At 40.3% G+C, this 13,668-nt stretch carries 16 protein-coding genes and 1 riboswitch; of the genes, 12 read left to right on the forward strand and 4 right to left on the reverse strand.

The window, feature by feature from the left end:
• Positions 1–126: 126 nt before the first annotated feature.
• On the reverse strand, positions 127–1,221 hold the full coding sequence (locus tag ACFQ38_RS15065; protein ID WP_336822565.1) for a branched-chain amino acid aminotransferase: 1,095 nt from the start codon (positions 1,219–1,221) through the stop codon (positions 127–129).
• 185 nt (positions 1,222–1,406) lie between these two features.
• Here ACFQ38_RS15065 and ACFQ38_RS15070 point away from each other — a divergent pair, with 185 nt between their 5' ends.
• The 6 genes from ACFQ38_RS15070 to ACFQ38_RS15095 all read left to right on the forward strand — a co-directional run bounded on the left by ACFQ38_RS15070 (position 1,407) and on the right by ACFQ38_RS15095 (position 6,657).
• Positions 1,407–2,522 carry an NAD(P)/FAD-dependent oxidoreductase gene (locus ACFQ38_RS15070; RefSeq protein ID WP_381481983.1) on the forward strand — a complete coding sequence of 372 codons (1,116 nt, stop codon included), beginning with the start codon at positions 1,407–1,409 and terminating at the stop codon, positions 2,520–2,522.
• A gap of 193 nt (positions 2,523–2,715) precedes the next feature.
• Complete coding sequence (locus ACFQ38_RS15075; RefSeq protein WP_336822566.1) at positions 2,716–3,813, forward strand: PfkB family carbohydrate kinase; 1,098 nt, start codon at positions 2,716–2,718, stop codon at positions 3,811–3,813.
• Positions 3,810–4,730 carry a pseudouridine-5'-phosphate glycosidase gene (locus tag ACFQ38_RS15080; protein ID WP_336822567.1) on the forward strand — a complete coding sequence of 307 codons (921 nt, stop codon included), beginning with the start codon at positions 3,810–3,812 and terminating at the stop codon, positions 4,728–4,730. Before ACFQ38_RS15075 ends, ACFQ38_RS15080 begins: the two co-directional genes overlap by 4 nt.
• 160 nt (positions 4,731–4,890) lie before the next feature.
• Positions 4,891–5,415 (forward strand): AAA family ATPase, encoded by a 525-nt coding sequence (locus ACFQ38_RS15085; protein WP_336822568.1) that lies wholly within the window; start codon positions 4,891–4,893, stop codon positions 5,413–5,415.
• A gap of 71 nt (positions 5,416–5,486) precedes the next feature.
• Positions 5,487–6,248 (forward strand): exodeoxyribonuclease III, encoded by a 762-nt coding sequence (locus ACFQ38_RS15090; protein ID WP_336822569.1) that lies wholly within the window; start codon positions 5,487–5,489, stop codon positions 6,246–6,248.
• Between the two features lie 25 nt (positions 6,249–6,273).
• Entirely contained in the window at positions 6,274–6,657 is a 384-nt protein-coding gene (locus tag ACFQ38_RS15095; protein WP_336822570.1) for a VOC family protein, read from the forward strand.
• Between the two features lie 97 nt (positions 6,658–6,754).
• Here the strand turns inward: ACFQ38_RS15095 and ACFQ38_RS15100 are convergent, their stop codons facing one another.
• Positions 6,755–7,117: a general stress protein gene (locus ACFQ38_RS15100; RefSeq protein WP_336822571.1), complete on the reverse strand. Its 363-nt coding sequence runs from the start codon at positions 7,115–7,117 to the stop codon at positions 6,755–6,757.
• Between the two features lie 214 nt (positions 7,118–7,331).
• A riboswitch (purine riboswitch) is annotated at positions 7,332–7,433 on the forward strand.
• Positions 7,434–7,569: 136 nt separating this feature from the next.
• Here ACFQ38_RS15100 and ACFQ38_RS15105 point away from each other — a divergent pair.
• Complete coding sequence (locus ACFQ38_RS15105) at positions 7,570–8,157, forward strand: xanthine phosphoribosyltransferase (RefSeq protein WP_336822572.1); 588 nt, start codon at positions 7,570–7,572, stop codon at positions 8,155–8,157.
• Entirely contained in the window at positions 8,154–9,479 is a 1,326-nt protein-coding gene (locus ACFQ38_RS15110; protein ID WP_336822573.1) for a nucleobase:cation symporter-2 family protein, read from the forward strand. The genes ACFQ38_RS15105 and ACFQ38_RS15110 overlap by 4 nt, the downstream gene beginning before the upstream one ends.
• Positions 9,480–9,520: 41 nt before the next feature.
• Here ACFQ38_RS15110 and ACFQ38_RS15115 read toward each other — a convergent pair whose 3' ends face one another.
• Both ACFQ38_RS15115 and ACFQ38_RS15120 read right to left on the reverse strand, forming a co-directional pair.
• The gene (locus ACFQ38_RS15115; RefSeq protein WP_336824996.1) at positions 9,521–9,796 is read right to left on the reverse strand and encodes a hypothetical protein; all 276 of its coding nucleotides are present in this window, start codon (positions 9,794–9,796) and stop codon (positions 9,521–9,523) included.
• 169 nt (positions 9,797–9,965) lie between these two features.
• Positions 9,966–10,868 (reverse strand): aldo/keto reductase, encoded by a 903-nt coding sequence (locus ACFQ38_RS15120; RefSeq protein ID WP_336824997.1) that lies wholly within the window; start codon positions 10,866–10,868, stop codon positions 9,966–9,968.
• A gap of 91 nt (positions 10,869–10,959) precedes the next feature.
• On the opposite strand from ACFQ38_RS15120, the gene ACFQ38_RS15125 reads away from it, so the two are divergent.
• From ACFQ38_RS15125 to xerD, 4 genes are all read left to right on the forward strand, one after another.
• Positions 10,960–11,505, forward strand: a complete 546-nt coding sequence (locus tag ACFQ38_RS15125; protein WP_336824998.1) for an NUDIX hydrolase — start codon at positions 10,960–10,962, stop codon at positions 11,503–11,505.
• Positions 11,506–11,559: 54 nt separating this feature from the next.
• Positions 11,560–12,072: a hypothetical protein gene (locus ACFQ38_RS15130; RefSeq protein WP_381481957.1), complete on the forward strand. Its 513-nt coding sequence runs from the start codon at positions 11,560–11,562 to the stop codon at positions 12,070–12,072.
• Between the two features lie 84 nt (positions 12,073–12,156).
• Complete coding sequence (gene fur, locus ACFQ38_RS15135) at positions 12,157–12,615, forward strand: ferric iron uptake transcriptional regulator (RefSeq protein ID WP_336825000.1); 459 nt, start codon at positions 12,157–12,159, stop codon at positions 12,613–12,615.
• Positions 12,616–12,765: 150 nt separating this feature from the next.
• Positions 12,766–13,662 carry a site-specific tyrosine recombinase XerD gene (xerD, locus tag ACFQ38_RS15140; RefSeq protein WP_336825001.1) on the forward strand — a complete coding sequence of 299 codons (897 nt, stop codon included), beginning with the start codon at positions 12,766–12,768 and terminating at the stop codon, positions 13,660–13,662.
• The last annotated feature ends 6 nt before the right edge of the window (positions 13,663–13,668 follow it).

Below are 13,668 nucleotides of genomic sequence, written 5' to 3' on the forward strand. Positions count from 1 at the left end.
GCCTGGAACGGAAAGCGACGGTTGTCAGGGGTTCCCCATTTATTCTCCAACCAGAAAGGGACTATCACAGAAAATCAGTTTTCACTGACTTTCTGGACAGCCCCGATCTTTTTTAATCAGAGTCAATTAAGCTAATCTTGCCAAATCGCTTTTCAATTCCATCACCCAGCCAAATGGATCTTCCATTTGACCTTTTTGTATTTGAGAAAGATTCTCATATAGCCTTTTAGATAACTGGCCTGTTTCACCATTATTGACAATCATCTTATAGCCGTCCCAGTTCAATTCCCCTACTGGGGAAATAACCGCTGCAGTTCCAGTTCCAAATACTTCTTCTAGCTGACCTTTTTCGTATGCATTACGAATTTCATCCATTGAAATTTTTCGCTCCGAGACCGGTATATTCCAATGCCGTAGCATCTCGAGGACGGATTTTCGGGTGATCCCTTCTAATATGCTGCCATTGATCGCTGGGGTGATTACTTCACCATTGATTTTAAAGAAAATATTCATGCTGCCCACTTCTTCAACGTATTTTCGTTCGATTCCATCTAACCAAAGTACTTGGGAGTAACCTGATTGTTCGGCTACTTCTTGTGCTTTTAAACCTGCGGCATAATTTCCTGCTGTCTTAGCATTTCCAGTTCCACCTTTAACGGCGCGGACAAATTCATTTTCAACTAAGATTTTCACTGGATAGATCCCTTCTTTATAATAGGATCCTACAGGAGACAGAATAATGATAAATTGATATTTTTTTGACGGCGCGACACCAAGGAAAGCTTCATTTGCAATGACAAACGGACGGATATATAACGAAGTATCGGGCAATGTCGGAATCCAATCCTTTTCAATGAGTATTAATTGTGTCAGAGCTTGCAAAGCAGCTTCCTCATCAATTTTTGGCATGCATAGTCGCTCCAAAGAACGATTCAACCTTTTCATATTTTCTTGTGGGCGGAACAGTTTGATCGTACCATCCTCAGTTCGATACGCTTTTAAGCCCTCAAATACAGTTTGACCATAATGAAAGACGATAGATGCCGGATCTAATTGCAAAGGAGCGTAAGGAACAATTCGATGCCGGCGCCAACCTTTACCTTCTTCATAATCCGCTATGAACATATGATCCGTAAAGCTTCTTCCAAAAATAAGTGAATTTGGATTTGGTTTTTCTTTTCTTGTGTCGCTAAGCTTAATCTCGATGGGTAATCTTGTCATGCAAATCAAATCTCCTCGTTTTGGTCCCGGACCAATTAATGTTGAATAAAACAATTATACTGCATTTTTAGAAAAAAGAAAGACATAGAATACTTTTATTATTAAGTTTTTTTGGAAGCGGTTTCATGTTTGTTTCCAATAGAATTCATTTGTACAATAGAAGAAAAATGGAAAAAGGTGTTTTGATGGTTAAAGTTATCGTAATTGGCGGAGGGATATTAGGCGCATCTACCGCATATCATCTCGCAAAAAAAGGAGCGGAAGTGACGATCATTGATCGACAAGATGATGGGCAGGCGACTGCCGCATCCGCGGGTATTATCTGCCCTTGGCTGTCTCAAAGGAGAAACAAAGCTTGGTACTCTCTTGCAAAAGCAGGAGCCGCTTATTACCCGATTTTAGTGGAAGAACTTCAACGAGATGGTTTAACGGATATTGGCTACCGGAAAGTTGGTGCCATAAGTTTGCATACGGAACATAAGAAATTAGAAAAAATGCTTGAACGAGGAAGAATGCGTAAAGAGGATGCACCTGAAATCGGAGAACTCCATTTGCTATCGTTCGAAGAAACGAAACGGAAATTCCCATTCGTGAAAGATGGATATTCTTCTGTTTTTGTGGAAGGAGCAGCCCGTGTTGATGGAAGAAAACTGCGTGATTCTCTAATAGAAGCAGCTAAAAAAGTAGGCGCTCATGTCGTTTATGGTTCTGCTCTTCCAATTGTGGAAGAATGCAATATTGTTGCGGTTGAAGTAAATGGTTGTCTCTATAAGGCTGACCGTTTTATCGTTGCAGCAGGAGCTTGGGCAAACGATTTCTTGGAAACGTTAAATCTCAAGATGAAAGTAAGTGGTCAAAAAGCACAAATCATTCATTTAGTTGCAGAAAATGATCAAACAGAGGACTGGCCGGTTGTCATGCCGCCAACTGATCAATACATCGTACCTTTTGAAGGCGGAAAAATTGTCATTGGAGCTACACACGAAGATGGCAAGGAGTTTTTTACTTCCCCGACAGCTGGAGGTGTACATGAAGTACTGGATAAAGCGCTAACTGTTTGTCCCGATTTATCGAATATAGTTTTTGAAGAAGTTCGAACAGGCTTTCGCCCATTTACACCTAACTTTCTACCGGTTATCGGGCAACTCCCTAATTATCCGAATGCGTTCATATCAAATGGGTTAGGAGCTTCTGGACTTACGGTCGGCCCTTTTTTAGGAAAACAACTATCCAATATCGCTTTGCAAAAAGAAATTGATATTGATTTGTCGTTATATGATGTATCCCAAGCATTCGAATGAAATGAGCAATTGCTTATTTCATTTTTTTCTTGCAACAATATAAACATATGTTTATAATGAAAACAAATGTTTAACGAATACTAAATGATTGTTGCATGACGTTAAACATTCGGCGAACAGTTTCCGTTTGCGTACAATTTTGTTGAGTAGTCGGAAAAGTAGGCCAGAGTGTAAATGATAAGGGTGATAAATTTTGAATGCAAAAGAGTTGGCTGTCATTGAACTTCTTCGTAAGAACCCTTTTTTGACCCAACAGGAAATGGCTGATGCACTTCAAATGTCAAGGCCTGCACTTGCGAATTTGATCTCAGGATTAATGAAAGCAGGTAAAATAACAGGTAGGGCATATATTCTTGCAGATGAAAAGGAAGTCGTTTGCATTGGAGGTGCCAATGTTGACCGAAAATACCATTTGAAAGAAAAAGCACAATTAGGAACGTCCAACCCGGCGAATTTAACAGTGTCGGTCGGCGGGGTTGCACGTAATATCGCAGAAAACTTAGGACGGCTTTCCCATCCTGTTCGTTTGCTGACAGTGGCCGGAAATGATGCTGATTGGGAAGCGATTGTACAAAGTTCTTCCATGCATATGAGTATTTCCGACGTCAATATGATGAATAGCTATTCTACCGGTTCATACTCTGCTGTCTTAAATCCGGACGGAGAATTGATCGTTGCAATGGCCAATATGGATGTGTACGAAAAACTTTCTGTTGAATACATGAAAGAGAAGGAACGGATAATGATGAATGCAGCTGCAATCATCATTGATTTAAATTGTCCAAAAGAGACAGTAGAATATGTGAAAAGTTTCTCACAACGCTACTCTATCCCGTTCGTAATCATACCGGTTTCATCACCGAAAATGAGCCATTTGCCTGATCATCTAACGGGTGTCACTTGGTTCATATGCAATCGCGATGAAGCTGAAGTTTATACGAATAAACCGATAAAGACTGATGAGGATTGGCGAAATGCAGTAAAGTCCATAATGGATTGCGGAGTTGAAAATGTAATTGTAACTGCAGGAAGCAAGGGTGCTATGGCAGCTTCTAAAAATTCAGAAGTCATTCACTTCCCGGCTGTGGAAGGCGTTTCAGTTGAAGATGTAACAGGTGCTGGCGATGCGTTTGTATCTGGAGTACTTCATGGATATCTTCTGAACATGGATTGGCAACAATCAATAAAGGCTGGCTTAGTAAATGCCGCTAAAACGCTTGAATCGAATGACACTGTAAGACAGGATTTGACAGCAGAACAACTTGAAAAAGAACTGGAGGCTTTACAATGAAACAATATCTATCTTATTCAGCAGAAGTACAAGAAGCGATGGCGACTGGAAGACCGATTGTTGCCTTAGAGTCAACAATCATTTCTCACGGAATGCCATATCCTAAAAACGTTGAGACAGCAAGGGAAGTAGAGCAAATTATCCGAGAAAATGGAGCTGTACCTGCAACGATTGCGTTAATCGATGGTCAAATTAAGATTGGTCTTTCTGACGAAGAGCTTGAAATGTTCGGTAATAGCCAAGGGGTCGCGAAAGCGTCTCGCCGTGATCTTGGTTACTTAATTGCGACGAAACAGTTGGGCGCAACTACTGTTGCAGCAACGATGATTTGTGCTGATTTAGCAGGAATTCGCATCTTCGTAACTGGCGGAATCGGCGGCGTACATCGTGGTGCAGAAACAACGATGGATATTTCTGCTGATCTTGAAGAATTGGCGAAAACAAATGTTGCTGTCGTCTGTGCTGGGGCAAAATCCATTTTGGATATCGGTTTGACGATGGAATATCTTGAAACGAAAGGTGTCCCCGTCGTAGGATATGAAACAGACGTATTACCGGCTTTTTACACACGCAGAAGTGAATTCCCAATCAACTTCCGTGCGGATGATCCAGAAACAGTTGCGGACATGCTTCGTGTAAAATGGGATTTAGGTTTGCAAGGAGGGGCAGTCATCGCCAATCCGATTCCAGAAAAGGATGCGCTTGACGAAGCATTCATTAACGGAATTATTCAAGAAGCGCTTAAGGAAGCACAAGAGAAAAACATTTCGGGCAAAGACGTCACTCCATTCATGTTAGGGAAAGTGAAGGACTTGACAGAAGGCAAAAGCTTGGACGCAAACATTGCGTTAGTAAAACATAATGCGAAAATCGGAACGCGAATTGCGATCGCTTTTGCAAATAGCAAGGAATCATAAAGTTTACCTATAATTGAAACAGAAGCCAGGACAAAATCATACTGATTTTTTGTCTGGCTTTTTTGTTTATGATGACTGACCTAAGTCTATTTTGTGAAAAATAAAATTGGTTGTTTTGCTATGATAGTATGTAACTAAATAGACAGATAGGGTGAGAGACATGTTTTTTGCACAAATGTCGGGCTTTCCTGGTTCAGGAAAATCGACTTTGGCTAAGGAAATTGCAAAAAGGACCGGTGCAATTATCGTAGATCATGATATTTCGAAATCTGCGTTGCTTCATAGTGTAGGGGACGGAAATATAGATCCAAAGCTTGCGGGAAAAATTTCATATAATATCGATTGGTCATTCATTGACTTTCAGTTGTCATTGGGAAATAGTGTCATATTTGATAGCCCGTGCCTATATGAAGAAATGGTTCATAAGGGTACAGCTTTTTCCAATAAGTATAATGCGAAATACAAATATATCGAATGTTATGTAAATGATTTCCATACAATTAATCGAAGGCTGAGAAATCGAAAGCGATTAATAAGTCAAATAGAAGAGGTGAAATCAGAGATAATTTTCAAGAATACAATTGAAAATTGCGCCAAGCCATCAGGCTATGATTGTTTAAAGGTTAATACATCTAAACCGATTGAAGATTATATTTTTGAAGTGATTAAGTATATCAATACATAACGTTTAAGTCCCTTCTTTTATATTTCTATCCTCTTTGCTGTACAATAGTGCTGATAGGGGGAAATAGAAAATTGAAGTTAGTATCGTGGAATGTAAATGGATTACGGGCATGTGTCCGGAAAGGCTTTTTGGACTATTTTTATGAGCAAGATGCAGATATATTTTGTGTACAGGAGACAAAGCTGCAGGAAGGGCAAATTGATTTGTCTCTGGAAGGCTACTACCAATATTGGAACTATGCACAGAAAAAAGGGTATTCCGGAACGGCGGTCTTTACGAAGGAAGAGCCTCTCTCTGTACGATACGGAGTAGGGGATGATGAGTCCGAATATGAAGGACGAATTTTAACTTTAGAATATGAAGATTTTTATTTGGTAAATGTGTATACTCCGAATTCTCAAAGAGATTTGGCGCGCTTGCCTTACCGATTGGAATGGGAAGACCGGATGAAAGATCATTTAGTTCGGCTGTCAGAAGTGAAGCAAGTCATCCTTTGCGGAGATTTAAATGTAGCGCATAATGAAATCGATATTCGAAATTACAAATCAAATGCAGGCAATTCTGGTTTTACTTATGAAGAGAGGGGTAAAATGACTGCATTGTTAGAGGAAGGATTCATCGATACGTTCCGTCATTTCCAACCAGATATGGAAGGCGCCTATACTTGGTGGTCGTACATGAATAAGGTAAGGGAGCGGAATATAGGCTGGCGGATCGATTATTTCATCGCGACGAAAGGTATGTTGCCAAAGCTGAAGTCTTCCTACATACATCCACATGTTTTGGGCAGCGATCATTGCCCGATTGTCTTGGAATTGCATGCAGATGGGTAAGCTGTAATAAAGGAGAGAAAATAAGATGGCAAAGTCAATTACAACTTTTTTAATGTTTGAAGGAAAAGCAAAACAAGCGATGGATTTTTACCAGTCATTATTTCCAAACAGTGAAATTCAGCAAATTGATTATGCAGAGGATGGGACTGTCAGACTAGCAACTTTTATTTTGAATGGAGAAACCTTTATGTGCATTGATAGTTCAGTCCATCATGCATTTACATTCACGCCGTCTATTTCAATGTTTGTTGAATGTGATTCAATTGACGAATTGGAACGTTTGTTTCATAGACTGTCAGAAGGTGGACAAGTACTAATGGACTTAGGTGAAATTCCTGGAAGTGAAAAATTTGGTTGGGTACAGGATCAGTTTGGTGTTTCGTGGCAATTGAATGTTTTTAACGCATAATAAATGAATGGAAATGAAAAGGAACAATTGTGCTAAATTGTATGTTCAGCACAATTGTTCCTTTTTTAATGGTCTTCTCATAATTTAGTACGCTTAATTAGCTATCCCGTCCGCGGCGGCTGCGTTCTCCACCTTTGCGTCCTGCTTCAGACTTGCTCATTTTGCCATTGTTATTATAGTTGTCATTTTGTTGTGCGCGTGCTTCTCCGCCTTTACGTCCGATTTCTTCATAGAAGTCACGGTCATGATTTTTTGCAGTAGCTTCTCCACCTTTGCGCCCGATTTCTTCGTAGAAATCACGGTCATGGTTTTTTGCAGTAGCTTCTCCGCCTTTGCGCCCGATTTCTTCATAGAAGTCACGATCATGGTTTTTAGCGGTAGCTTCCCCGCCTTTACGTCCTGCTTCTTCTAATGACATTTTGCCTCTGTTGTCGTTATTGTTGTTATTATTTTTAGCCATGTTTTACCTCTCCTTTTCTTACTGTTTTTGTATTGGCTTACAGTTCTTCTATTGCCGAAAAACGAGTATGATAAACTTATATAATGCGAATTAATGTACTTGTCACAATAGTAATGTAAATGTTATGAACATAATAGTAAGGTAAAAATTAACAAATGTAAAAAAGAGAGAGAAACCTTGTTGAAATATGTCGAATGCGTGTTATAATAAAAACCTATTAAAAATAACATCCACTCATATAATCGCGGGAATATGGCCTGCAAGTTTCTACCGGTTTACCGTAAATAAACCGACTATGAGAAGCAACGGAATAAAGGACCATGCCTCGCATGTTCCCCTTTTTTCATTCGGAACTGTCCGGATGACCTTGCTCCACTCATGAAATGAATGGATGCACGGTCATCCGTTTTTTATATTGCTGCTGATCGTGAACGATTAAGGAGGAAATGAAGATGAAACAGATGGAAGATAAAATTTTGGCGGAAGGTAAAGTTTTATCAGATCAAGTGTTAAAAGTGGATTCGTTTTTGAATCATCAAATTGATCCGCAATTAATGAAAGCGATTGGCATGGAATTTGCGGAACGATTCAAGGATGCGGGCATTACTAAAATCTTGACGATCGAATCTTCAGGAATTGCTCCAGCAGTTATGGCGGGACTTGAGTTGAATGTACCAGTCGTATTTGCAAGAAAACGCAAGTCTCTAACATTAGTCGATGATTTGCTTACTGCAAAAGTTCACTCCTTCACTAAGAATGAAACGAATGAAATATCGGTTTCCAAGAAATTTATTAATGCAGATGATACGGTGCTAATGATCGATGATTTTCTTGCGAACGGACAGGCTGTGAATGGCCTTATGGATATTATCGAACAAGCAGGTGCTACGTTGGCTGGTGTCGGAATTGTCATTGAGAAGGGCTTCCAGCAAGGTGGAGAATTGCTAAGAGAAAAAGGAATCCGCATTGAATCGTTGGCGATTATAGAATCTCTTGAAAACGGAGAAGTCAAATTGAAAAAAGAGGTGCCTACAAAATGAAATCCGTCGTTTTAGGCTTCCAACATTTATTGGCGATGTATGCGGGGGCTATATTAGTCCCATTGATCGTCGGTGAGGCAATCGGATTAAACTCGACTCAATTGACCTATTTAGTATCGATTGATATTTTAATGTGTGGCATTGCGACGATTTTGCAAATCATGACGAACCGTTTCTTCGGGATTGGTCTGCCGGTCGTCTTAGGGTGTACATTTACGGCAGTCGGTCCGATGATTGCAATCGGCGGCAATTATGGCATATCAGCTATTTATGGAGCGGTAATCGCTTCAGGCATTATAATTGTAATGATAAGCAAGTTTTTTGGAAAACTGATTAAGTTTTTCCCGCCTATTGTAACGGGTTCTGTAGTTACAATAATTGGAATCACTTTGATTCCTGTTGCTTTGAACAATATGGGAGGGGGCCAAGGCGCGCCTGACTTCGGTTCCGTAACGAATGTTTTATTATCATTCGGCACTTTACTCTTCATCATTTTAGTATACCGCTTTTCAAATGGATTTTTGCGTTCGATTTCTATCCTTTTAGGCTTAATTGCGGGCACAGTCGCTGCGATGTTGTTTGGAGTTGTAGACTTTGGTGCAGTGAAGGAAGCATCCATGTTCCACATGGTTGTTCCATTTTACTTCGGAACACCGACTTTTCACCTTTTCCCAATCGTAACGATGACTTTAGTTGCGATGGTATCATTAGTAGAATCATCCGGCGTTTACTTTGCTTTAGGGGATATTTGTGAAAAGGAAATTGGTAAAAAGGATTTAGAGAAAGGCTACCGTGCAGAAGGTTTAGCTTCAGTCATCGGGGGCATTTTCAACGCATTTCCATATACGACATTTTCTCAAAATGTCGGTTTAATGCAAATGTCTGGTGTCAAGTCACGTAAAGTAATCGCAATTACTGCAATAATGCTCATTTCTTTAGGTCTTATGCCGAAGATTGCTGCATTGGCAACAGTCATTCCGACATCCGTATTAGGCGGTGCGATGGTTGCGATGTTTGGCATGGTCGTATCACAAGGGATTAAAATGCTCAGCAAAGTAATCGGGCAATCACAAGAAAATGCAATGATTGTAGCTTGTTCGATCGGATTAGGGCTTGGCGTATCCGTAGTACCAGATATTTTCTCGCATTTGCCTGAAGGAATTCAAATTTTAACAAGCAACGGCATTGTAGCCGGCAGTTTGACGGCTATATTCCTCAACATCATGTTCAATATGATCCCTTCAAGAAAGCGCAAGGCATCTGTTCAAGCACCAGAACAAGAAACAAAGCAAACAATAGCATTAACCGAACAAGAAGCGTAAATAAAAAGGCTGCCTGAATTTATTCCGGCAGCCTTTCATTATTATTTAGTATCATTATCAGCATCTGTGTCAGTGTCAGTATCTGTATCCATATTTGAATCTGTTCCATCATCAAGATTGACATCAACATCCGTGCCGTCGTCAACACCTGTACCGTCATCTACGCCCGTACCATCATCTACATCAGCCGGCGGGGGATTATTCACATCTACATCTGTGTCATCGTCACCATCTCCGCATGCTGATAGTAGACCTACAGACAGAACCGTAGCTGCGCCAATCTTTAACCACTTTTTATTCTCTGTTATCATTTTCATTTCATTCTCCTCCAAATCAATTTAAATACTCTTGCCTACTCAATACATACCCGATATGATGTAGGGTAATCATTACAATTACATTGCGAAAAGATTACAAGATGAAAAAGCCAAGCGTTCGACTTCATGAAGAAGAACGCTTGGCTTTTAGGCTTTTAAATCACATCATTTACACTCTATGCTCTTGATATTTATGAAGATGTAGCTTGTTTTCGAGTGCTTTTAAGTCCGACTGCGATACATCTGCTTCATACGCGAGGATCGTATCCAATAGTTGTTCCTTTGTACTTGCCCCGATAACTGTGGAAGCGATCGCTTCATTTTGTAAATTAAATGCAATGGCAGTAGCATGAAGATTAGCTGTCTCTTCCAATAGCATTTTAACCGTCTCTTTCATTTCAGAAGTGCTATACTCCGCAAAACCGTTCAGTTGATCTGCTTTTACTAGCCCGTCATTTGTTAGAAGGCCTTTCGCTAAAGTCCCTCTCGTTATGATGGATGCACCTTCATCGTGAATCATAGAGAACCATTCCTCAGGCCGCCGATCCAATAAACTATATTGCATCATGACAGAAACTGCATTGCTCTTTTTTAAAAATCGATTGATGACATTAGGGCGGATGGATGAAATGCCGTATTGGCGAATGATACCTTCTTTTTTCAGAGTCTCAAAAGCATCGATCGTTTCCGAGGCGTCATCTTCCATAGTACCGCCGTGCAATTGGTAAAGGTCGATATAATCCGTCTTTAGACGGCGCAAGCTCTCTTTTACCGCCTCCATTATATACGCCTTTTTTGGATTCCAGCGCCAGCCATCCTCTCCTGCAATACGCTCGTTGCCAACCTTTGTAGATAAAATGATGTCATCTCTTTTTTCTTTCAATAAGCTGCCAACGATCATTTCATTTTTACCAGAATCGTATAAATCTGCAGTGTCGAAAAAATTGATGCCTGCCTCCAATGCAGTGTCGATAATGGCTTTAGCCTTTTCTTTGTCATTAGGAAGCGACATGCAACCAAGGCTAATTTCTGAAACAAAAATACCGCTTTTCCCTAATTCTCTTTTTTTCAATTGGAGCACCTCCCATTTTGTTCATGTTACAATGGCAATGAAAAAAGTGAAAGCGCTGTGCTTATCCGATAGAGTGAAAGGGGCAATTGCGGTGAATCGTTTTGAAGAAAAGACAATTGGAAGAAAGAGCATCTATGAAGGGAAAATTATTTCCCTAAGAGTTGAAGATGTTGAATTGCCAGATGGGAAGACGGCGCAAAGAGAATTAGTCGACCATCCGGGGGCTGTAGCGATTATTGCCATAACAGACGATGAGAAAATACTATTAGTTGAACAGTATCGCAAAGCGCTAAAAAGGTCTTTAATTGAAATTCCTGCAGGAAAAATTGAAAAAGGTGAAAATCCCGATGTAACAGCGTTGCGTGAATTGGAAGAAGAGACTGGCTATCGCGCGAAGCAGTTCTCTTATTTGCAATCCTTTGCGACATCTCCAGGATTTGCAAATGAAATCATCCATCTTTATATAGCGAAGGACCTTTTTAAAATAGAACATCCAGCAAAAGGCGATGAGGATGAATTTATTCACCTCATGGAATGTACAATGGCAGAAGCGGACGAAATGATGGCTGATGGAAGGATTTTTGATGCGAAAACAGCTTTCGCCATCCTTTATGCTAAAAAACTTTTAAAAAATTGATGTATTTGGGAGCGGACAAGCATAGGTTATAGAAACGATGCGGGGGTGAAGCCTATGTTCCGTTCCTTATCATTTATCCACTTATTTGTCATTCTATCCATTTGCTATATCGGGGGGGCCCTTCTTTTTCGTGAAATTCCGATGTCCGCTTCTAAAAGTTTAATAAGTCTTTTTGATCAGCGAATAATAATGGATATGGAAGGTTCGATAATCAAGCCTTTATTAGTTGCGATCATTTTTTTCGTTGCAGCATTTTTATTTTCAATCAACCGAAGAACACGGTTTACTGTGTTATTCATCGGAGCGATTAAATGTGTCATATTCGGTATGAGCTCTGCAATGTTATTGTCGCAGGAAATGAAGTTAGTCGCATATTCGGTTTGGTGGTTCCCATTTCAATTTTTGTCTTGTTTTCTTTTTTTAACATTTTGCGGTATAATCAGTCCGCCTTACTTTAAAAGGCAATCTAGAAATCGCCGGGAACTTCATGTCCTGCCTATGTTAGTCGGATTGTTTTTCATCGTCCAATTAGTTGAAATGACACTCTATCATTTCTTCATTCGATAGAAGCGAACGGTGAATCGTTCCCTTTATGTTGTCACACGGATTGACCATTTGATATAATGGTATCAGTGTTGAGGGGGGCGTCATATGGAGAGCCGCATTGAACGGATAAAAAAGCAGTTGCACGGGGCCAGCTATAAGTTGACGCCTCAGCGCGAAGCGACGGTCTTGGTTCTTCTTGAGAATGAAGAGGACCATTTGAGTGCTGAAGACGTGTTTCTACTTGTAAAAGAGAAAGCTCCGGAGATAGGTTTGGCAACTGTCTATCGGACATTGGAATTACTTACTGAACTGAAAATTGTAGATAAAATCAATTTCGGTGATGGGGTGTCAAGATATGATCTGCGACAGGAGGGAGCTTCTCGCTTTCACCATCATCTTATTTGTATAGAATGCGGTAAAGTTGCTGAAATACAAGATGATCTTTTAGGTGATGTAGAAAAAATAGTGGAAAGTCGCTTCGGATTTGAAGTGAAAGATCATTGGCTAACTTTCCATGGAATTTGTGAAAATTGCAAATCCGTAAACAAAGACAACAAGAAATGAGTGGGGATAGCATAGACGCTGTCCCTTTTATCATTGTTCAACGGTTTTCTGTAAAGTCATGAAATAGATTCCGGTGCACTACATAATAAAACCGGATCCGACGGATAATGATTCGTTCAATAGAATAGAAGATTGAATGGCGGGGATACTATGAGGGATGGGAAATTTGCTTTGGAGGATTATGTACATTTCCTGAAAGTGGAGCGGCAGCTATCCGTGAATACGATCGGATCGTATAAACGGGATTTAAATGATTATTTACGCTTTATGGACAAGGCCGAAGTAAAGTCTCTGGATGATATCGACAGAGCTTTAATACTACGACATATGTCAGCTCTGAAAGAACAAGGGAAGTCGCACCGGACGATTGCGCGGCATATTTCTTCAATCCGCTCTTTTCACCAATTTTTGTTAAGAGAAAAGGTGACAACACAAGATCCTACAGTCCACTTGGAAATGCCTAAGATTGAACAAAAGTTGCCGAGAGTGCTTTCTGTTCAAGAAGTGGATAGACTAATTTCAATGCCTGAAGGTGACAAACCTTTAGGTCAGCGGGATATCGCTTTATTGGAGCTACTTTATGGTACTGGTATGCGGGTCAGCGAATTGATTGGATTGGATGTGGAAGATATCCATTTATCGATGGGGTTTATCCGCGTATTCGGAAAAGGCGGAAAGGAACGTATTATTCCGTTAGGAAGCGGTGCTATGAAAGCATGCGAACATTACATAACATCGGTCAGACCGGAGTTGGCTAAATTGAAGAAGACGGACGCGTTGTTTTTAAATATGAGAGGCGGACGTTTGACGCGGCAAGGATGTTGGAAAATAATTAAAGAATACGCTTCTAAAGCGGGTATACATCAAGAACTGACACCGCATATTTTACGGCATTCCTTTGCGACGCATTTAATTGAAAACGGTGCAGATTTGCGAGCAGTACAGGAAATGTTAGGTCACTCTGATATTTCTACAACGCAAATTTACACCCATGTCAGCAAAAACAGGTTGAAAGATGTATATATGCAATTTCATCCGCGGGCTTAAAAAGAC

This window comes from Sporosarcina contaminans, assembly GCF_042679045.1.
In the GTDB taxonomy this organism is placed as follows: domain Bacteria; phylum Bacillota; class Bacilli; order Bacillales_A; family Planococcaceae; genus Sporosarcina; species Sporosarcina contaminans.

Bases quoted from the DNA above. Each gene is read 5' to 3' on its own strand.
- ACFQ38_RS15110 (WP_336822573.1), top strand. From the start codon at position 8,154: ATGAAATCCGTCGTTTTAGGCTTCCAACATTTATTGGCGATGTATGCG.
- xerD (WP_336825001.1), top strand. From the start codon at position 12,766: ATGAGGGATGGGAAATTTGCTTTGGAGGATTATGTACATTTCCTGAAA.
- fur (WP_336825000.1), top strand. From the start codon at position 12,157: ATGGAGAGCCGCATTGAACGGATAAAAAAGCAGTTGCACGGGGCCAGC.
- ACFQ38_RS15070 (WP_381481983.1), top strand. From the start codon at position 1,407: ATGGTTAAAGTTATCGTAATTGGCGGAGGGATATTAGGCGCATCTACC.
- ACFQ38_RS15065 (WP_336822565.1), bottom strand. From the start codon at position 1,221: ATGACAAGATTACCCATCGAGATTAAGCTTAGCGACACAAGAAAAGAA.
- ACFQ38_RS15115 (WP_336824996.1), bottom strand. From the start codon at position 9,796: ATGAAAATGATAACAGAGAATAAAAAGTGGTTAAAGATTGGCGCAGCT.
- ACFQ38_RS15100 (WP_336822571.1), bottom strand. From the start codon at position 7,117: ATGGCTAAAAATAATAACAACAATAACGACAACAGAGGCAAAATGTCA.
- ACFQ38_RS15080 (WP_336822567.1), top strand. From the start codon at position 3,810: ATGAAACAATATCTATCTTATTCAGCAGAAGTACAAGAAGCGATGGCG.
- ACFQ38_RS15130 (WP_381481957.1), top strand. From the start codon at position 11,560: ATGTTCCGTTCCTTATCATTTATCCACTTATTTGTCATTCTATCCATT.
- ACFQ38_RS15085 (WP_336822568.1), top strand. From the start codon at position 4,891: ATGTTTTTTGCACAAATGTCGGGCTTTCCTGGTTCAGGAAAATCGACT.
- ACFQ38_RS15095 (WP_336822570.1), top strand. From the start codon at position 6,274: ATGGCAAAGTCAATTACAACTTTTTTAATGTTTGAAGGAAAAGCAAAA.
- ACFQ38_RS15105 (WP_336822572.1), top strand. From the start codon at position 7,570: ATGAAACAGATGGAAGATAAAATTTTGGCGGAAGGTAAAGTTTTATCA.